This is a genomic window from Cohnella algarum (assembly GCF_016937515.1).
GTDB lineage: Bacteria > Bacillota > Bacilli > Paenibacillales > Paenibacillaceae > Cohnella > Cohnella algarum.
In genome coordinates, this window is record NZ_JAFHKM010000002.1 from 2,436,188 (window position 1) to 2,455,340 (window position 19,153).

Annotated in this window: 18 protein-coding genes and 3 pseudogenes; 17 read left to right on the forward strand and 4 right to left on the reverse strand. The window is 46.9% G+C overall.

The window, feature by feature from the left end:
* Window positions 1-29: 29 nt before the first annotated feature.
* Window positions 30-1,085, forward strand: coding sequence for a C39 family peptidase (locus JW799_RS11050; protein ID WP_338026255.1), 1,056 nt, complete (start codon window positions 30-32; stop codon window positions 1,083-1,085).
* Between the two features lie 169 nt (window positions 1,086-1,254).
* Complete coding sequence (asnB, locus tag JW799_RS11055) at window positions 1,255-3,147, forward strand: asparagine synthase (glutamine-hydrolyzing) (RefSeq protein WP_205429809.1); 1,893 nt, start codon at window positions 1,255-1,257, stop codon at window positions 3,145-3,147.
* Here the strand turns inward: asnB and JW799_RS11060 are convergent.
* Together JW799_RS11060 and JW799_RS11065 are read right to left on the reverse strand one after the other, a co-directional pair.
* The gene (locus JW799_RS11060; RefSeq protein ID WP_240353233.1) at window positions 3,137-4,198 is read right to left on the reverse strand and encodes a sensor histidine kinase; all 1,062 of its coding nucleotides are present in this window, start codon (window positions 4,196-4,198) and stop codon (window positions 3,137-3,139) included. The two genes, asnB and JW799_RS11060, sit on opposite strands and share 11 nt — an antisense overlap.
* 348 nt (window positions 4,199-4,546) lie before the next feature.
* Complete coding sequence (locus JW799_RS11065; protein WP_205429810.1) at window positions 4,547-5,293, reverse strand: response regulator transcription factor; 747 nt, start codon at window positions 5,291-5,293, stop codon at window positions 4,547-4,549.
* A gap of 97 nt (window positions 5,294-5,390) precedes the next feature.
* Between JW799_RS11065 and JW799_RS11070 the strand changes: the two genes are divergently transcribed.
* Both JW799_RS11070 and JW799_RS11075 read left to right on the forward strand, forming a co-directional pair.
* Window positions 5,391-6,560 carry a putative glycoside hydrolase gene (locus JW799_RS11070; protein ID WP_205429811.1) on the forward strand — a complete coding sequence of 390 codons (1,170 nt, stop codon included), beginning with the start codon at window positions 5,391-5,393 and terminating at the stop codon, window positions 6,558-6,560.
* A 157-nt stretch (window positions 6,561-6,717) separates the two neighbouring features.
* Window positions 6,718-7,281 (forward strand): annotated as a pseudogene (locus JW799_RS11075) (cytochrome c biogenesis CcdA family protein).
* Between the two features lie 24 nt (window positions 7,282-7,305).
* Here JW799_RS11075 and JW799_RS11080 read toward each other — a convergent pair.
* Window positions 7,306-7,659, reverse strand: a complete 354-nt coding sequence (locus JW799_RS11080) for a four-helix bundle copper-binding protein (RefSeq protein WP_420830616.1) — start codon at window positions 7,657-7,659, stop codon at window positions 7,306-7,308.
* Between the two features lie 165 nt (window positions 7,660-7,824).
* On the opposite strand from JW799_RS11080, the gene JW799_RS11085 reads away from it, so the two are divergent.
* The 7 genes from JW799_RS11085 (at window position 7,825) to JW799_RS11115 (ending at window position 13,305) form a co-directional block, all read left to right on the forward strand.
* On the forward strand, window positions 7,825-8,340 hold the full coding sequence (locus tag JW799_RS11085; protein ID WP_240353234.1) for a TlpA family protein disulfide reductase: 516 nt from the start codon (window positions 7,825-7,827) through the stop codon (window positions 8,338-8,340).
* A complete protein-coding gene (locus JW799_RS11090; RefSeq protein WP_205429813.1) occupies window positions 8,340-9,059 on the forward strand; it encodes a prolipoprotein diacylglyceryl transferase family protein in 720 nt (239 codons plus the stop codon). Before JW799_RS11085 ends, JW799_RS11090 begins: the two co-directional genes overlap by 1 nt.
* A 35-nt stretch (window positions 9,060-9,094) precedes the next feature.
* Entirely contained in the window at window positions 9,095-9,727 is a 633-nt protein-coding gene (locus tag JW799_RS11095) for a Mur ligase family protein (RefSeq protein WP_205429815.1), read from the forward strand.
* An 80-nt stretch (window positions 9,728-9,807) separates the two neighbouring features.
* A complete protein-coding gene (locus JW799_RS11100; protein WP_205429816.1) occupies window positions 9,808-11,109 on the forward strand; it encodes an IS1380 family transposase in 1,302 nt (433 codons plus the stop codon).
* A gap of 187 nt (window positions 11,110-11,296) precedes the next feature.
* Window positions 11,297-12,133 (forward strand): glutamate ligase domain-containing protein, encoded by an 837-nt coding sequence (locus tag JW799_RS11105; RefSeq protein WP_205429817.1) that lies wholly within the window; start codon window positions 11,297-11,299, stop codon window positions 12,131-12,133.
* 30 nt (window positions 12,134-12,163) lie between these two features.
* Window positions 12,164-12,802 carry a TVP38/TMEM64 family protein gene (locus tag JW799_RS11110; RefSeq protein ID WP_205429818.1) on the forward strand — a complete coding sequence of 213 codons (639 nt, stop codon included), beginning with the start codon at window positions 12,164-12,166 and terminating at the stop codon, window positions 12,800-12,802.
* A gap of 266 nt (window positions 12,803-13,068) precedes the next feature.
* Complete coding sequence (locus JW799_RS11115) at window positions 13,069-13,305, forward strand: hypothetical protein (protein WP_205429819.1); 237 nt, start codon at window positions 13,069-13,071, stop codon at window positions 13,303-13,305.
* Window positions 13,306-13,802: 497 nt separating this feature from the next.
* Here JW799_RS11115 and JW799_RS28565 read toward each other — a convergent pair.
* Window positions 13,803-14,060: pseudogene (locus JW799_RS28565) on the reverse strand (chromate transporter); the annotation flags it as partial.
* A 255-nt stretch (window positions 14,061-14,315) separates the two neighbouring features.
* On the opposite strand from JW799_RS28565, the gene JW799_RS11120 reads away from it, so the two are divergent.
* The 6 genes and pseudogenes from JW799_RS11120 (at window position 14,316) to JW799_RS11145 (ending at window position 19,136) form a co-directional block, all read left to right on the forward strand.
* Window positions 14,316-15,266, forward strand: a complete 951-nt coding sequence (locus JW799_RS11120; RefSeq protein WP_420830617.1) for an IS110 family RNA-guided transposase — start codon at window positions 14,316-14,318, stop codon at window positions 15,264-15,266.
* A gap of 616 nt (window positions 15,267-15,882) precedes the next feature.
* A pseudogene (locus JW799_RS11125) lies at window positions 15,883-16,595 on the forward strand (cytochrome c biogenesis CcdA family protein).
* A 49-nt stretch (window positions 16,596-16,644) separates the two neighbouring features.
* Window positions 16,645-17,580, forward strand: coding sequence for a F510_1955 family glycosylhydrolase (locus JW799_RS11130; RefSeq protein ID WP_205429820.1), 936 nt, complete (start codon window positions 16,645-16,647; stop codon window positions 17,578-17,580).
* A gap of 165 nt (window positions 17,581-17,745) precedes the next feature.
* Complete coding sequence (locus tag JW799_RS28570; protein ID WP_240353235.1) at window positions 17,746-18,090, forward strand: hypothetical protein; 345 nt, start codon at window positions 17,746-17,748, stop codon at window positions 18,088-18,090.
* A gap of 252 nt (window positions 18,091-18,342) precedes the next feature.
* Window positions 18,343-18,522 carry a DUF2933 domain-containing protein gene (locus tag JW799_RS11140; protein WP_205429821.1) on the forward strand — a complete coding sequence of 60 codons (180 nt, stop codon included), beginning with the start codon at window positions 18,343-18,345 and terminating at the stop codon, window positions 18,520-18,522.
* 89 nt (window positions 18,523-18,611) lie between these two features.
* A complete protein-coding gene (locus JW799_RS11145) occupies window positions 18,612-19,136 on the forward strand; it encodes a redoxin domain-containing protein (protein ID WP_205429822.1) in 525 nt (174 codons plus the stop codon).
* Window positions 19,137-19,153: the final 17 nt, after the last annotated feature.

The following is a 19,153-nucleotide window of genomic DNA, read 5'->3' on the forward strand; positions in this document are numbered from 1 at the left end:
CAAAAAAGCTTACAGCCAGGAAGTGATTCATGGAGATGCCGAAATTGAAAAAAAAGATGAAAATGCTTCTCAGTGTTTTGGCGGCAGCAGCGGTCGTAACGATCATCGTTAATTCCAGGTCTGGCGACAAGGAATTGGAGGGAGGCTTGTCGGCAACCGCGCCATCCGCTGTTTCCAAGGGCGAGAAATCGGACCCCAAGCCATTTCAGGTGTACAGCGGGGCAAAACTTCACTCCTCCTACGCGAGCATGGAAGAAGCGGTAGCCGCCGCCGAAAGAATGCCTCAGGCGTCCATCCGCGAAGAGGGAAAACCCGGCATGCTGTGGAATAATTACAAGCCATTTACCGTTTATCAAGGCGACAAGTTTTTGGGGGACTTTGAGGAGTATCCGGAAGCGGTCAAGCTCGCCAAAAGTTTTGCAAACAGCAAGGTGCTTTTTAAGGACGAAGACCAGCCGATCTGGACGTTTGAAGGATTGCCGGCGCGGACCGACATGATCGACGCTCCGCTTATTGCCCAAATGCCCGAGCTCCCAAGAGGGTGCGAGGTTACCTCATTGGTCATGATGCTTAATTATGCCGGAATTGACACCGATAAAATGGAATTGGCCGAGAGAGTCAAAAAAAACCCGACCCCATACGAGAAGAAGAACGGTGTCATCTACTTCGGAAATCCGTATGACGGATTCGTCGGAGACATGTATACCTTTTCCAAACCCGGATACGGCGTTTATCACGGACCGATCTATGAATTGGCGGAACAATATTTGCCCGGCCGCGTCATCGACATGACCGGCAGCCAATTCGAAGATATCCTGCATGCCGTGAAAAATGGCAAGCCTGTATGGGTGATCTCCAACACGTGGTTCTCGCAGCTTCCCGATTCCCTGTTTCAGACCTGGGAGACGCCCACCGGTCAAGTGAAGATTACTTATAAGGAGCATTCCGTGCTCATCACCGGTTATGATGAAAAGTATATTTACTTCAATGATCCGCTGGCCGAAGTAAAGAACCGCAAAATCGCCGTGGCCTCATTTCGTGCGGCATGGGAACAAATGGGCAGTCAGGCCATTACCTATGTATAAAGACGATCGATTTATCGAGAACATCCCGCTGTGGATGTTCTTTTCTATTATCGTCAAACGTGAAGATTTTGTGAAGAAAGACGTGCCGAACTGTAATCTTGCCATCACGAATTCTATAGAAAAGAGCCGGTAGACTGGAGGTAGAGAGATATGAGGGAGAGGATAAACAATGTGCGGTTTTGTCTCGGTGTATAATTATAACCGTATTCCCGTAAACGCGGAAATGCTTCGAAAAATGACGGATATCCTCTCGCACCGGGGTCCGGATGATGAGGGTATCAAAATCGACGAGTTCGTCGGTTTCGGATTCCGAAGATTGAGCATTATCGATTTGGAACATGGCGCTCAACCGATGGCAAATGACAGCCAGGATATTTGGCTTGTGTTTAACGGCGAGATTTATAATTACCGGGAACTGCGCAACTGGCTGATGGACCGCGGGCACGCTTTTCGTACGGATTCGGATACGGAAGTTGTTTTGCGCCTTTACGAGGAAAACGGTGAGGAATGTGTAAGCCGATTGCGGGGCATGTTCGGATTGGCCATTTGGGATAAGAAGCGAGAAGTGTTTTTTGCCGCCCGCGATCCATTCGGTATCAAACCGGTTTATTACTGCGAGACGCCATACGGCTATATGGTTGCATCCGAAATCAAGGCTCTTCTGGCTTCGGACAGAGTCGATCGCGAAGTGGACGGGCAATCGTTTTACGACTATCTTACATTTCAATACGTCCCGGAACCGGCGACCATGTTCAGATCCATCCGTAAACTGATGGCCGGTCACACGCTGACGATCAAAAACGGGGTCCTGACAACGAAGCCCTATTTCGAGGCGAAATTTGCTCCTGAGGAAACCCGACCATTCAACGATTTGGCAGAGGAAGCGCGCAGTGTATTGCAAGAATCTGTATGGCTTCACCGGAACAGCGATGTCCCAAGAGGCGCCTTCCTCTCCGGCGGGATCGACTCCAGCAGCCTTGTCGGTATGCTTCAGCAATTGGAACCTACGAAGACCTTTTCCGTCGGTTTCGAGTCGGAAGGTTACAGCGAGCTGAACCTTGCGAGGAAAACCGCCGCCTATTTCGGCACGGAGCACCATGAAATTTCCGTTAGCGCCGATGCTTATTTACATGCGCTGCCCAAGATGATATGGCATATGGATGAGCCCGTCGCCGATCCGTCCGCCGCAGGTATTTATTTTGTGTCTCAATTGGCAAGCCGCCATGTCAAAGTAGTATTTTCGGGGGAGGGGGCCGATGAATTTTTCGGGGGGTACAACATTTACCGGGAGCCGCTCTCTTTGCGGGTTTTCGAGCAAATGCCGGAAGGCATTCGAAAAATGGCAGGGGCATTGTCTCACTGGATGCCGGCCGGCATGAAAGGGAAGAGTTTTTTGGAAAGAGGCAGCCGTCCGCTGCAAGAGCGGTTCTACGGGAATGCCAAAATTTTCGAAGATGCGGAAAAAAACATGATATTGAACATGCCCGCTAGTCGATCAGAGAATTTTGTATCTGCACGCGGCATCACCGCTCCTTTGTATGAGAAGGCCATAAATTATGATGATGTCACGAAAATGCAATACATCGATATTCATACCTGGCTTCGAGGCAATATTCTTATGAAAGCGGACAAAATGTCCATGGCACATTCGCTCGAGCTTCGTGTCCCTTTTGTGGATCCGGCAGTATTTCAATTGGCAAGCAAGATTCCCACACGATATAAAGTATCCAGTTCCGGGACCAAATTATTACTCCGTGAAGCGATGAAGGATATCGTGCCCCCGGATGTGCAATCCCGCAAGAAATTGGGCTTTCCGGTGCCCATCCGGGTTTGGCTAAGGAATGAGTGGTATGGTTGGGCCAGGGAGTTGTTGGAATCATCTGATCATATCCCATGGATCAAGAAGTCAAAAGCGTTGCGGATGCTGGAGGACCACCGCGCAGGCAAGTACGATGCCAGCCGCAAGCTGTGGACGCTCCTCGTGTTTATCATTTGGCATCAGATGTATATTGCACAATTCCAAACGGCTCCGTCAGCGTTAGCGAGCCCGGTTAACGTTTAACGGATCCGGTCGTTTCGTGGAACAACGGGATGCGAACGCAAAAAACGGTTCCTTGTCCTTCCGTGCTCTCAACCTGGATGTTCCCATGATGAAGTTCAACAATTTCCTTACAGATGGCAAGGCCCAGCCCGGTTCCTCCGGTTGCCCGGGAACGTGATCTGTCCACACGGTACAACCGTTCCCATATATACGGAAGGTCATTTGCTGGAATACCGACCCCGGTGTCCGCAATCTCAATGACACCGAAATTGTCCTCCTCGTAGGTCGTAATCGTGATTGAACCATCGGCAGGCGTATACTTTTTGGCATTCTCCAGCAAATTCACCACAACCTGCTGGAGACGCCTCTCGTCGCCGGCCAGATACAACGGGGTTGGGGAGGGGGTATAGCTAAGTGTGATTCCGGTTTGCTGAATCGGATCCGCCAATAAACCTAATACATTTTGCATGAGCTTGTCCAACGATGTTCGCTCAAAGTTGATCTTGAATGTCCCTTCTTCCAGTTTGGCCAGATCGAATAAATCTTCGATAAGTCGCTGAAGCTGACTGCTCTGTTGAAAAAGGAGGTTTATATACTTCGTTCTTTTTTCTTCCGACGATTCGAACCCTTTCAGCAGCGCTTCGGAATAGCCTTTCATGTAGGTGATGGGTGTCCGTAGTTCGTGGGAAATGTCAGCCAGAAATTGTTTGCGTTGCTGTTCGTAAAATTGAATGTTTCGAGACATTCGGTGTATGGCCTGGGATAGTTGGGCGATTTCGTCAGAGCCGCTCGTATCCAGCTCCCAATCGTACTTTCCTTCTGAGATATGGCGGGTAATATTGATGATGCGAAGAAGAGGCCCGACGATGCGGCTCGATACCAGAAAGATAATGACAGCACCCATAATGAGTACAATGAAGACGACAACGATAAACATATTTTGCAAGGTTTCGGCAGCTGATCGGGTCGGTGAGGTCGGACTAAACATGAGCACGCTGCCAATCGTTTTCTCATTCGAAATAATTGACGCCTTGGTGACGAAATAGGGGTCTTTTTTCCAATTGGATGACAAGACAGGACCCCGTGATCTTCGGAACCGTGAGTTATCATTTGCTTGAGATAATCAGGGGAAAGACCTAAAATCCGTTCAGACTGTCCGCGACTGGCTCCGGATTGATCCAATATGAGCAAAAGATTATCTGTACCGCTTTCCATACGGAGCAGGTGCCCGATGGTGGGAGAATCAAAATGATCGCTTAAAACTGCGGCATAACTCTCTGTTCGCTGAATTTGCTCATTCAGTACATCGTCCGTATAAAACCGGATAAACAGCATGTAAAGGACACTGCCGATACTAAATACGAGCACTATAAACAGCACGACGAGAATGAGGCCGAGTTTAACGGCTAAGCTGTTCATCCTAAGAATCTTCATGACAGATAAACCCTGTTCCCCATACCGTTTTGATGACCTCCTGGCCGGGTAGTCCGGCCTGCGTGAGTTTATCCCTTATATTTTTGATATGCGTATCGACGGTTCGGTCATCATTGATTGGTCGGTTCTTCCATAATAATTCAAGGATATCTTCTCTTTGAAACAATCTTCCTTTGTTTGACAGAAATAACTTCAGAATCGCATATTCTTTCGGTGTCAGAGACAGCTCAGCGTTCCGGCAGAAAACTTGACGAGTTTGAATATTCATTTGCAGTTCGCCGCGAGTCAGGATTGTTCTTCGATTTAAAAGGTTTAAGTTTGACGGGGAATCCGTCTGCAGATATTGTTGTCTCCTAAAAATGGATTCGAGTCGCGCTATTAATTCTTGATGTTCGAATGGTTTGGTTATGTAGTCATCGGCACCAATTTTCAATCCGACAACTTTGTCAATCGTCTCGTCACGGGCAGTAAGCATTATGATGGGGACCTTGGAATTCTGACGGATCGTTTTGCAAACGTCAAACCCATCCAGGTTGGGCATCATGAGATCAAGCAGCACAAGATCATATTTTACTTGCTGCATTCTTGCAAGCGCTTCTTCGCCATCAACGGCCGTATCCGTGGCATAGCCTTCGTTATGCAAGTAGAGCTGCAGTAATTCCCGCATAAGCTCTTCGTCGTCTACAATTAGAATCCGCTTGTTTTTCGTATAGGAATGGACTTCGACAGCCATGGGTTTACCTCCTTTAACAAACTATTGTAACCGAACTTTTCAAAGAATCGGTGAAGATATACGAAAAATTTCCGCCGCAGGGAGGAAGTTAGACGACATGCTGGTGATTTTGATGCTGTTGCAAAATTTCATAACAGGGGGCGAAATGAAAGATTCAACGGTTATGCAGACGTTACTCAATATGATGGTGATGCAGTCTTCCATAAATCAAGGTACAAAATTGAGTATAGACAGCCTATTGGAAAACCCGCAAGATAAGAATGATGCACAAACCGGGGACTCGGCTATAAAAGGAATATACGTTACCTCTCACAGCGCGGGAGGATCGAGACTCATGAGTCTCCTCCAACTGCTTGACGAAACAGAACTTAACAGTATGGTCATTGATGTGAAAGATGACTACGGATTTATAACTTATCCGACAAAAAATCCGAAGTTATTAGCAACTGGCGCTGTACAAAAAAATATTGCGGACATTACGGAACTGATGACGCGGCTTAAGAAGCACGACGTGTACCCGATCGCCAGAATCGTGGTTTTTAAAGACAGCGTGCTCGCCCAAAAACGCCCGGACTTGTCGTTTACCAATCAGGATGGAACCGTATGGAAGAATGGCAGAAATGAAAGTTTCGTCAACCCGTACCAGAAAGAAGTGTGGGAATATAATCTCACGATTGCCAAGGAAGCGGCTCAGCTTGGATTTAAGGAAATTCAATTCGATTATGTCCGATTTCCAGAAGGATTTGAGAAAAAATCCGACTCACTGAAATTTGCTCAATCAGAAGAGAGCCGCATTGACATCATCAGCGGATTTGTTGAGTATGCACGTAAACAGCTGGCTCCACTTGGTGTTCGCGTGTCCGTGGATATTTTCGGATACGCGGCCTCCGTTCCCTCAGCAGAGGGGATTGGCCAGGACTTTGTGAAAATTTCCAAGTCTGTGGACGTAATCAGTCCGATGGTTTACCCCAGTCATTACAGTTCCGGTTGGTTCAATTTGGGCGTTCCTGATAAGGCTCCTTATGACACGATAAAAGGAGCAATGGTTGATACGTTCGCCAAACTGGAGACCTTGGGCAGCGCAGCGCCGGTGATTCGTCCATGGATTCAGGATTTCACCGCCAGCTGGCTTGGGAAAGGCAACTATATTCCCTATGGTAAGAAAGAAGTGCAAGCACAAATCGATGCGCTCAAAGATATGGGAGTCGATGAGTATCTGCTTTGGAATGCAAGAAACAACTATACAAAGGGAGTGCAGTATAAGTGATTTTAGTTAGAAACCATCATGGCGGCGATTGACGTTAGAATGAAAGAAACATTAAACTAACCTATGTAGTATTATACCTAGGCTCTTATGCCCGAGTTAGCTGTATTTTTTGCCACCTTATTTTAGGAACATGGGCCAAATTTAAAGGAGTTATCATATGAATGCTGTCGATTTAACCGTCTGGCTCGTATTCGGGGCCGGATTTCTATCGTTCATATCGCCGTGCTGCCTTCCGCTTTATCCTTCCTTTTTATCCTATATTACCGGTGTTTCCGTCAAGGAAATAAAAGAGGGATAAGGCTTGCTGCAGAAGCAAGCGCTGTTGCATACCGTTTTCTTTATGATTGGATTTTCAATCATCTTTATTGCCTTAGGATTTTCGGCCAGTTTTATATTTGATCAGGCAATTAGGCGGCGTATTAGTCACGATTTGAGCATAAAAAACCGTCGGGGTACCTCGGATCCGTGTTGGTTGGGATCACCTATGCTGCCGGGTGGACGCCATGCGTGGGCCCGATATTAACTGCAGTACTGACCTTGGGCGTAAGCAATCCGGGCCAAGCATTGGCTTATACAATCGTTTATACAGTTGGTTTTACCATTTCCTTTTTTCGTGATGGCTTTCTTTATCGGAGCATTGATAGTTCTAACCGGCATCCTGCTCTATACGGATAAAATGACGGATATTACTTACAGGATTTTAAAGTTGCACATAAAATAGGGGGACGGTGCCCCCCCTTGGTCTTCATTGGGCCATTCTTCTGCATTCGTCAGCACATTTTCGGCATTCGTCAGCACAAGCTTTGCAATGCGCATCCTGGAACTTAGCGCACTCATTTGCGCAAGCGTCACAGATGGTTGCGCACAACTGGCAAATTTGTTTTGCGTACATGCTTCCGCGAGACATCCATTTCGATGCCATTGAACATATGTCTGCACAGTCGCGCAGCATGTTGATGCAATGGATTCTGGCTTGCACATCGGGTTCCTTCAAGCAGGAAGTCAGACATTCCTCACATGCCTGCATACATTTGTTGCAAGCCTGAATGCAAGATTGAAATTGCGTCACAGTCGAATTGATAACAGTTGCCATAAACATTCCTCCATTATGGGTGTGATATTTGAATCTCCATATAAACTCCCCTGCACGATCTTCCTTTATACAGGAATCATGATAAAATGGGCTATAAGGGATTTGCTACTACAATAAGTAGTTCATCAGGGGTAAATCGGGGGGAGACAGGTGAGGAAGAATTGGCAATGGTTGATTCTGATCGTCACTGCGGGACTGGTTCTGATCGCAGTCATGCAATCGAAGGGGGCCTATAATGAAGCCGCGCCCAAAGTCGGTTTTAAGGCGCCCGAATTTCAACTGAAAGGGATAGATGGACGCTCGTACTCACTGTCAGCGCTGAACGGCAGGCCGGTGCTGATCAATTTTTGGGCGTCGTGGTGCGGGCCGTGCCGGGAGGAAGCGCCGGATCTTGTACGTCTGTACGCCAAATATAATGACCAAATCGAGTTTTACGGGGTCAATGCCACATCGGACGACACCTTGGAAGGTGCGCTTTCTTTCGTCCAACAATTTCAACTTTCTTTTCCCGTGCTGTTGGACCGGGAAGGCAGCGTAGCCAAGCAATACCGCATTCAAGGGTATCCGGTAACGTACTTTGTGGATGGAAAAGGAAAAATTGTGAAAATTCATCAAGGCATCGTTTCACCCGAAAGTCTTGAGCAAACGATCGTTCAAACCATTCGGGATTCAGCGAGGGATGCCTGATGTCAGGATTTATGCAATTGGGTCCGTTTGCCATTCGTCTGGATTGGTTTTATTACGGTCTGTCCGCTTTGCTCGGTTTCCTCTTGGCGAAAATAATCATCAAGCGGAAATCCTTGGAGCATATGCCGTATTTGGAACTAATTTTTAACGCTGCGGCGGCGGCCTTGCTGGTTTGGAAAATCAGTCCTGTTTTCTCGGATCTGAGCTTGCTTGCCAAGCCGTTTGCGCTTCTCCGTTATCCGGGCACTTCATTGGGGGGATGGCTCGGCTGTCTCGCCGCAATCGCATACCTGGTCTTGATCAAATGGACGAAAAAATTCAGCTGGACAGTCTTGCTCGACGTTTTTTCCATTGTTCTCTTAGGTTACGCATTCGTCTATTCTCTTTCCCACTGGCAATATGGCAACGAAACGACATTGCCATGGGCGATTTCGCTGTCGGACCCCACGTATCAATACCACCCGGTGAATGTTTATCAGGCCATTTTGCTGGTCCCGTTGATTGGGGCGGCCCTGAAGTTTCGCATTGGCGAGGGGAAAACGGCTTTCTTCACCCTAACCGGATATGGGATGTCGCTGCTTGCCATTTCATTGCTCACGCCGAAGCTGTCAGCGTTGTACGGTTTGTCGGTCGAACAGTGGGCCGCTGTCTTGTTTATTGCGCTTGGCGTTCTCGCTTACAGAGTTGCCGTACTTCAGAATGATCATAATAACCGTTGAAAAATTAAACAACCGGACATCCAAGAGGAGACTTCATGAATTTACTTCAAATCTTAAAACCGTTCCTTCTTCCTGACTCGACTCCTTCAACTGTGCAGCCCAAGGGTGTTCAATTTCATTCCGGAAAGGTAACACCGGGGGATGTGTTTGTTGCCATTCCGGGAAATGCCTCGGACGGGCATCATTATATCCATGACGCTGTACGAGGAGGTGCCTGCGCAGTCGTTGGCGAAGAGGCGATCGATGGTCTTCCGGTCCCTTATTATCGTGTCGCGAATGCACGTCAGGCTTTGGCTGAAATGGCAAATGCGTTTTATGGATATCCTTCACGGCATCATTTCATGATCGGAATCACAGGGACGAACGGAAAAACAACAACCGCCTATTTGATTCGCCACATCCTTGAATCATCAGGGATCTCCTGTTCCCTGTTCGGATCGGTAACCAACTATGTAAACGGGAAAGAAATTCCTTCCACCCAAACGACGCCGGATGCCTTGCAATTGCAGCAATGGCTTAGCGAAAGCCGGGATCAAGCCGTTGTCATGGAAGTTTCGTCTCACGGAATCGATCAGCACCGGGTTGGAGGGATCGCATTTGATTACGCCATCTTTACCAACCTTAGCCATGATCATTTGAACCTGAATTTCGAAAGTTCCACTCTCTGAAAATATAAAAAGGGCTCCAAATCTTTGGTAGAATGGTGTTTGTCGAGAACACATCACCCAAAGAGAGGAGCACCTTTTAGGTGAAGTCTACCACAGCCATCAGCAAAATCAAGAGCGAATTTTCACTGCAAAACGCCACAAGCTTCGGTGGCGTCAAAATCTTTCTGGCCTTTCTCGAAAAAATCAAGCTGACCGAAGCAATGCGCAACCTCTCTGGCGGAAAAGCGCACAATGCGATTTTCCCTGTTCATCGAATTCTGCTCTACTTCATCGTCGGCTGGATGCTCGGCTGCGAGCGAATTTTCCATTTTCGTCGGTTGAAGTCTGACGCGCTGCTACTCCGTTTCCTTGGCGGACGTTGTCCACATCATAGCCTGTTGTATAAGGAACTGGGGAGACTGGGCCGAACCTGTCCGCAGCTGGCAACCGAGCTGAGGCTGCTCAATCAAGAGATCATCCGACCATGTTTACCGTCTGACCTTATTCTCGATCTGGATTCCACGGTGGAGACAGTGTACGGCGATCAGACCGGCGCGGCCAAGGGTACGAATCCACATAAGCCCGGACGTAAAAGCTACCATCCGTTACTGGCCTTTGAAGGACAAACTCGCTTGAATCTGAACGCGGTCCTACGGCCGGGCAACACCCACTCTTCCACTGACGCCGCCGCCTTTCTGCAGCAAACCTTCAAGCTTCTCGGCGAGCGCAAGGTGAAGTATGGTCGATTCGACAAAGGCTTCGGCGGCGAAGAATTCTATAGCCTCTGGGAAGGCCAAGGAATCGGTTACGTCGGCAAGCTCAAATGGACTCAGCGGCTCGCCAGTGAAGTCCAGGCTTGCCGTTATTGGACACGCTTTGTGGACGAGGATTGGATCATCGAAGGAATCAGCTTGATCTACAAAGCGACATCTTGGAGCAAGGCGCGTCGTGTAGCGGTTATTCGCAAAGCGCAAGTATTCGAAGACGGCCAAGGCCGAATCGTGTTTGATTCCGATTGGCAATACGAAGCCATCGTGACCAACCTGGAATGGGAAGCGATTGATCTATGGCGGTTTTACAACCAACGCTGCTGCATGGAGAACTACATCAAGGAAGCCAAAAACGGCTTCTCAATCGACCGTATCGCCACGAGCGATTTCAATGCCAATGAGTTGGACTTGCTCATTAAGCTGCTCGCTTACAACTTATTTGAGCGATTTAAACGCGACTGTTGCGAGCCCATTCACCAAGGCTATACGATCGCCCGTTTTCGCTTGGAGTTCTTTCATTGCGCAGCGACGCTCATTCGGCACGGCCGCTCCGTCGTATTGAAGCTGATGAAAGATTTCGCTGGTCGCTACGCCTGGAAGCGAATCGAGACCAAAGTGGCCTTGCTGGAATGATCAATATCCATAAAGTTACATGGAAAATGAACTTGCCCCTTCACTGGGGAGGGGGAAGAACCATCCGTAAATCGCGAAAGAATCCTACAGGAATGGAAAATACCCACATTTTTACACCCCGTACTCCTTTTGCATCACCACGTTATCTTGGACTTACGGGCTTTCGAAATTCAGGTTGAATTATCATTTGACGATGGAAGATTATTTTCAAACGAAAGCCCGTTTATTTACGCAAATGAAACCAAACGGAAAATCCATTGTAAGAACAGGAGATCAATGGGGGAACCGGTTGGCAGATCAATTGTTGACCAGCGGCGATCAAGTTTTCACCTATGGAGAGACGGTTCAGGATCAAGCTCAGTTATTGAAAGTGGATTCACTCAGTCCATTGCGGTTTTCTTTAAGGGTGGGAGACAAACTTTATCATGCAAATATGGGCATGCCGGGCATTTATAATGCCTGGAATGCGACGGCAGCCTGGCTAACGGCCGACAGCGCGGGAATTGATTCCTCTTTGATCCAGCGTGCATTACGCGATTTTCCAGGGGTACCCGGCCGGTTTGAAGTGTATGACCATCCCCGAGGCGCACAGTTTATTGTGGATTATGCCCATACGCCGGATGGACTTGACCAATTTCTTGAAACTCTGAATGCCTTAAAATCGAATCGGATTATTCACATCTTTGGGTTTAGGGGCAACGGAGACCCATCCAAGCGGCGCATCATGTTGGCCCACTCGTTGAAATGGTCAGATACGATCCTGCTCACCTTGGATGATTTGAAGGGAATAGACCCCCGGAAACATTTGGAGGAACTTCGGGCGCTTGCGGCAGAGGCAGGCCGGGGGCGCTGTATCGTCATGGAAGATCGCACGCAAGCCATCGCATTCGCTTGGCATCATGTGCAAAAAGGGGATTTCGTCGCCATTACCGGGAAAGGAAGGGAGCCTTATGAGCAAACTTTCGCTTTGCCGTCGGCGTCGGATAGCGAAACCATTCAATACTTATTGCGCAATGAATCATGATACGATTGTTTCAAGGCGGGATCGATTTTAATGAAAAAGGTACTGGTTATGGGGGCCTACGCTGCTGCTGTGGTGATTTTGATCATCAATAGAGATTCACTCGTTAGTTGGATGGAAGCCGACCTGGAAGGATACCAGCATATTTTAATGTGGCTTGCCGGTCTGATCATCGCAGTTGTTCCGGCGCTGCCCTATGGTATTGTAGCCGCTGTCTTCGGTGCCAAGTACGGCTTGCTTACCGGTTCTTTATTGAATATAGGGATTTCCGTGCTGGGCGCCATTATATTGTTTGCATTGGTACGCCGGACTTTCTCGCAAGAGGAGAGAGCTAAGGCATCCAAAGTCAAAGGACTTCATTACTTAACGGATTTCACGGAGAACCATGCATTCCTGACCATTCTCATTGCGCGTTTGCTTCCCATTGTACCTGCCCAAGCCGTCGCCATTTTTGCTGCGATTACCAAGATCGCTTGGATCCCCTATCTATCCGCAACAATACTGGGAAAAATCCCGTTCCTTCTGTTCATTACCCTTTTGGGAGATCGTTTTTATCGATATGAAAGTACCAATGAAATATTCATGATTGTAATCGGTTATGGGATGTTCTTGGCGGTCGTTTATGTGATCTATCGGAGGTATTGGAAGTCAAAAGTGAATAATCACAGTTAAATTGAGCTGAAAATGGTTGAGTTGGAACACATTCACGGGATGGGATATTCTTCGGATGGAGACAAGCTTTACTTTGCTTCACACGATGGTCTTCGCGTGTATGTGCAAGGGCAATGGATCCAGCCAGAAGGTGAAAAGCATGACTATATGGTTTTTTCCATGGCGGATGACAGAATCTACAGCAGCAGTCACCCGTCGCCCGGCTCCAATTTAGCGAAAAGTTGGGCATGGAGTGAAATGAATGGCCTGAAAGGAAACGCGATGCAATGGGCACGGAAAAAGGCGTATTTCTGTCCACGTATTATGGAGATCGGTTTGAACGAGGATCGTCCGAAATGCAAGTCGCCTCGCTTTCTTTTACCCCGGTAGGGGATTTGTTGGCAGGCGGCGCGGAAGGCCCAGAACTAGAAGCGGTTTTGGTCCAAATCGATGCGGACACGAAACAGGAGAACAGATTCGAGATCCCTGTCGGGAATGAAGATGCGGTTGCTTTTGTTGCGTAAAATCCGGCGAAGTACTTGAGAAACATTAATAAATATTCTTTCTCATTTGAGGTGGGTTGGTTTGCACACGATCTGGAAAGGTGCAGTCACGTGAAGAAGTTGTTATCCAACCACAGACAGCGAGTACGACCGTGATCGATCTAATTACTGCTCTACAGGCCAGCCTTGAGGCAATTAAGGCAATAAAGGAACCAATGAGCCCAAAGAGTAAGAAGTCGTCAAAATCAAAACAGCAAGAACAGATAAGTAACATAGAAACAGCTTAAAAAATATAAGACCAACATTGTGGCGATCGTCATTATATTATAGTAGGAAAATTTCTAGTGATGAAGGATTGCTTGGTTATAGAATCCTTAATGCAATGAAATGTGATCACTATAAGTAAAATTAGTATCTGATAAAACTGGAAAGATTCTAATGCTGACGAAAACAAGACGAAAACATAAAAGCAGCCCCTGCGTAACGTCGGCTAACACTTAGTTGATAGATAAAAAATATTATAAGAGATCACTGATCAATGCCCCTCCTGCTGCCCCCGTAATCACGACCATCCAGGGGAGAGTTTTCCAGAAAACAAGCTTAATAAAAAGTATGGCGGCTAGTGCGAAATCGACAGGTGCGAGTATGGAACTTGTCCAAATAGGGTTATAAAAAGCAGCTAAAAAAATACCGACAACAGCTGCGTTTACTCCCAATAGAGCTCCCTGTATTTTTGGTATTCATCGCAGCGAATCCCAAGCGCCAATGACCAATAAAACATTCATGACCCTGCCGGGTCACAGGCTATGATGAAAATTTCATCGTAGTCTTTTTTCTTTTCGTGCTATGCCTCACAATGATATTGAACCGGCCAGTTCGTGGCTTTTTGCGGTGGTTCGACCCCGTAAATAAAACTGTTCGGACAACCTTGAAGCACAGGCTATCGGACTGCGAGTCCGGATAAAAAATTTTCATTGTTCTCAGGTTGTCTTTCCGGTTCACTTATTTCATCTCGGGAGTGATTTGCTGTGATGGAAGCGATGCTTGAACGATGTGCGGGTTTGGACGTTCATCAGGAAACGGTGGTCGCGTGCGTACTCACCGGGCCGATCGACCGCACGCCTGTCAGTGAAATCCGTACATTCGGCACGATAGACAACGAACTGATGGAGCTCGGTCAATGGCTTGCCGATGAAGGTTGTACCCATGTCGCCATGGAGAGTACGGGCGTGTATTGGAAATCCGTTTGGAACGTGCTCGAAGCCTTCGATTACGACCTGATTTTGGCTAATGCCCATCACATCAAGAACCTCCCCGGACGCAAAACCGATATGAAAGACGCTGAGTGGATTGCGAAGCTGCTGCGATGCGGGCTTATTGAGGGAAGCTTTGTTCCCTCCGAAGACATTCGAGATCTGCGGGATCTTACCCGCTATCGCAAAAAGCTGGTGCAAGACGCCACTTCGGAGAAAAATCGCATCCACAAGCTGCTTCAGGATGCCAACATTAAGCTGACGACTCACATGTCCGATATTTTCGGCAAGTCTGGCCGCCTGCTGCTTGAGAAGCTCGTTCATGGCGAGGTCATCACGATGGAGTTTTTGGAGACCCACATGAAAGGAGCCCTGAAACACAAATCCCCTAAACTGCTTCAATCTTTGAACGGCCGCCTTCGCAAGCATCACCGGGACATGATTCGTTTTTCTTGGGATCATCTCCTCTACCTGGAGAAGCAAATCGACCAAGTGGAACAAGACATTCGCCAGCGTATCGCAGACAAGCAGGAAGCGGTCGATCTGCTGCTGACGATTCCGGGAGTCAACGAACAAGCCGCATCCGTTATCCTAGCCGAGATTGGAACCGACATGACGCGCTTCAAAGATGACCATCATTTGGCAGCCTGGGCCGGCGTCAGTCCGGGCAATCACGAGAGTGCGGGTAAAAAAAACGAACTCGGGCACGATCCGGAAACAATCACTTAAAAGCTGTGCTTTGCGAATGCGCCTGGGCGGCTTCCATGACGCGCAATACCAGACTTTCCGCTCGTTATTGGAACTTGGTGAAACGGCTTGGAAAGAAAAAGGCTCTCGTGGCATTGGGACACACTATGCTGCGCATCATTTACCACATGTTGCTTCACAAACAGCCTTACATGGAACTAGGCTCTGATTACTTAGTACGGTTTCGGCAAGATCGCCAGAAGCGCCGCGAGGCTGAAATGATTCGTCAGTTGGAAGCGAAAGGATTTAGCGTTACCAGAACAGTTTCTTAACCAAGCCTGAAACAATCCCCCCTTGTTCAAGGTCTGCCATTTGGCAGCCCTGTTTTGTCATTCCCTGCGAAGACGTTCTCCCATCACTTCCAGCAAGGAGATTTTCATAAAAAAAAGAGCCATCTAATGGTTTCTTAGTCTTTTGAAAACCATAACAGGGTACTTAGTTACGGGATTTTCTTGTTAGTCGTATATGGGATATATCGAATTTATAGAAAAATCGTTTGAAATAAGAATAATTGTTGACAATCCGTAAATCAAATTGACGTTGCAAGGGATGTATATTTAAACTAAGTTGTGTAGTAATAAAAATTGAGGAGTATCCTATGAATGCCTCGGATTTAACCGTTTGGCTTGTGTTCGGTGCCGGATTTTTATCGTTCATATCACCCTGCTGCCTTCCGCTATATCCTTCTTTTTTATCTTACATCACCGGTATTTCAGTGAAGGAACTAAAAGAGGGAAGAGGTTTGCTTCAGAAGCAAGCGCTATTGCATACCATTTTCTTCATGATCGGGTTTTCGATCATCTTTATTGCCTTGGGGTTTTCCGCCAGTTTTATTGGAGGCTTGTTCGCAGAGAATCAGGATTTGATACGGCAATTAGGCGGCGTATTAGTTGCTGTATTTGGGCTTATACTGCTTGGTATCTTCAATCCCAGGTTGTTGATGAAAAATGTACGATACGAATACAAACAAAAACCGGTTGGATACCTCGGATCCGTGTTGGTCGGGATCACTTATGCCGCCGGATGGACGCCATGCGTCGGCCCGATATTGGCTGCAGTACTGACCTTGGGGTCAGCAATCCTAGTCAAGCATTGGGTTATACAATCGTTTACACGATAGGATTTGCAATCCCCTTTTTCATCATGGCCTTTTTTATCGGAAAAATGAAATGGCTTTTGAAGTATTCCAATATCATGATGAAAATCGGCGGGGCTTTGATGGTCCTTACAGGTATTTTGCTGTATACAGACAAAATGACGGATATCACAATTTTTTTTATTAGGCTCTATGGAGGGTTCACTGGATTTTAATGATTCATTTGTTATACAGATCTAAAAAGGTGAAAGGGAGTTCAACACCATGATAAAGAAAATAAAATTTGTAAAATGGATCGCCATAACAGCGATTATCGCCGTTGTTTTCAGTGGTTGCTCAAGCGAGGGAATTATGGAAAGCAAAGAGCTGAAAGAGGTAGAACTGGAGCACGTTCACGGTTTGGGTTACTCACCAGACGGAAACAAACTTTTCTTTGCTTCACATGATGGACTTCGCGTGTATGAAAAGGGGCAATGGATACAGCCAGCTGGTGAAAAGCATGACTACATGGGTTTTTCCATGGTGGATGACGGATTCTATAGCAGTGGTCATCCGGCCTCAGGCTCCAAGAAGAAAAATCCATTTGGTATCGTGAAAAGTACAGATGAAGGAAAAAGCTTGGAACCATTGACTCTATATGGAGAAGTCGACTTTCATGGCATGAGCGTCGGCTACAAATCCCATGCCATTTATCTTTTCAATCTCGAACCGAACAGCGCCATTGAAACTTTGGGACTACACTATTCCACAGACGAAGCAAAAACCTGGACAATGAGTGAAATGAAGGGGTTGAACGGTAATCCGACTGCGCTAGCCGTACATCAAACCGAAGAGTCCGTAGTCGCATTGGGCACGGATCAAGGCGTATTCGTTTCAAAGGATTACGGACAACATTTTGAAAAGCTTTCGTCAGACATGCAAGTATCCTCGTTGTCATTCACTGCGAAAGGGGATTTGTTGGCAGGCGGCGTAGAACAGCAAGCTGTATTGTTCAAATTTAATTTAGAAAGTAAGAAGGCTGAGCAACTCGAAATACCTGTGATGACGAATGATGCGATCGCCCACATCGCACAAAATCCAATTAATGAGCAAGATATCTCGATCATGACGATCGGCAATAATGCCTATACATCTACGGATTTCGGAAAAAATTGGACAAAGATTCTCGACCAAGGAAAGGGAGTTTCTGCACCAAAATAAAGAAGGATGAGCGACATGTAAGGATTGTTAGCGCCATAGGTAGCAGGTGCGGCGATGGCATTAAGTTCTGTTTCGGCCATGAAAAACGAGGGGAGAAGAATCATGGGGGAGACGAAAATTGCGGTAGCCCCTCCGGTGTAAGTCGGGGGAAACTTATTTACACCGGTGCAGTTGGTTAAGATCGGTTCGATTGTCGGTTCTAATGCAAAAATCCTTAAACAGCTTTATGTGGAAGTGCCTGTCGATCGGCTTGACATAATCCGGGAGGAGCTGGAGCGTGCAGGACTCGAGGTGTACCTGGCCGGATTTGTCACGAAAAGCTTGATTGCTTGCAATTTTCGCAAGGGGGCGGAGGAGGCGGGTCTGGAAACGGCTCGAAAGCTCAATCAAGCGATTGCCGGCATCGAAACGCCAACGCCGCTCCAAATTGGCTATGGCCGGATGCGCGCTCGGCACCAGCGAGCCTTTGCTGAAAGATATCGGGGTCGTCAGAATGAAGGATACGCTTGATATTTATGTAGGCGGGGAACCGAAAGTGCTTAAAACGGCTATAGCCTAAATGAGGGAAAATCGGCTGGTTCCGGTTATCAGGAGGATCATCGATTTTTATAAAGCTAATGCTAAAACGGAAAGGAAAATCAGGAAATTTGTAGAGCGTGTTTCACTTAAGCAACTGCAACAAATAACATAATTTTGATCTGCACAGAATCTTCATATTTACGATATACAATGGTATCAAAACTAAGGAGAGGAGTTCTACAAATGGATTGGACTTGGCTGTTATTGCTGTTGTGCCCGTTGATGATGATCTTCATGATGAAAGGGATGCATGGTACGCATGGGAAGCATGAACATCAAACAGAAAAGGAAATTTTAGAGTTGAAGAAAGAAAATCAAAGGTTGTCTCAAGAACTGGAACATCTTAGGAAAAACACAAGGTAAAATATTAAACGATGGGATTCTTATGCCTAACACACTAACACAAAAAAGAATTAGGACGAACAGCGTCCGAAATAACAGGATGTGCCAATGTGCGAAAACATCGAAAAAAAATTCAATATGCAATTTTATTGTGCATTCTAGTTATAGGTGGAATTGCTATAAGCCAGTCTTTTGTGTCTTCGGACAAATCTCTGAGAAAAGGGGGACGTCCACCGGAATTTTCCTTGCTCGGAGTGGATGGGAAAGTTTATCGTTTGTCTGACTATAAAGGAAAAGCGCTTGTCATTAATTTTTGGGGCACTTTTTGCCCTCCTTGTGTTATTGAGATGCCAGAATTTCAGCGGCAATATGAGAAATGGAAATCTAAGTCGTTTGAAATATTAGCGATCAACTTAAGCGAAGATAAAATCACTGTAAATAACTTTAAGCAACGATACAACCTGACATTTCCTCTGTTGTATGACCAAAACAGGAAGATTGAGCGCGAGTACCAGATCCGATCCTACCCAACGACTTTCTTTGTCAACCCTGACGGAACAATAATGGATATATTTGTCGGCGGTATGACAGAGAAGGATATCGATGACCGAATTCGTGAATTGTTGAAAAACTGAATCATAATAGTGTAGGA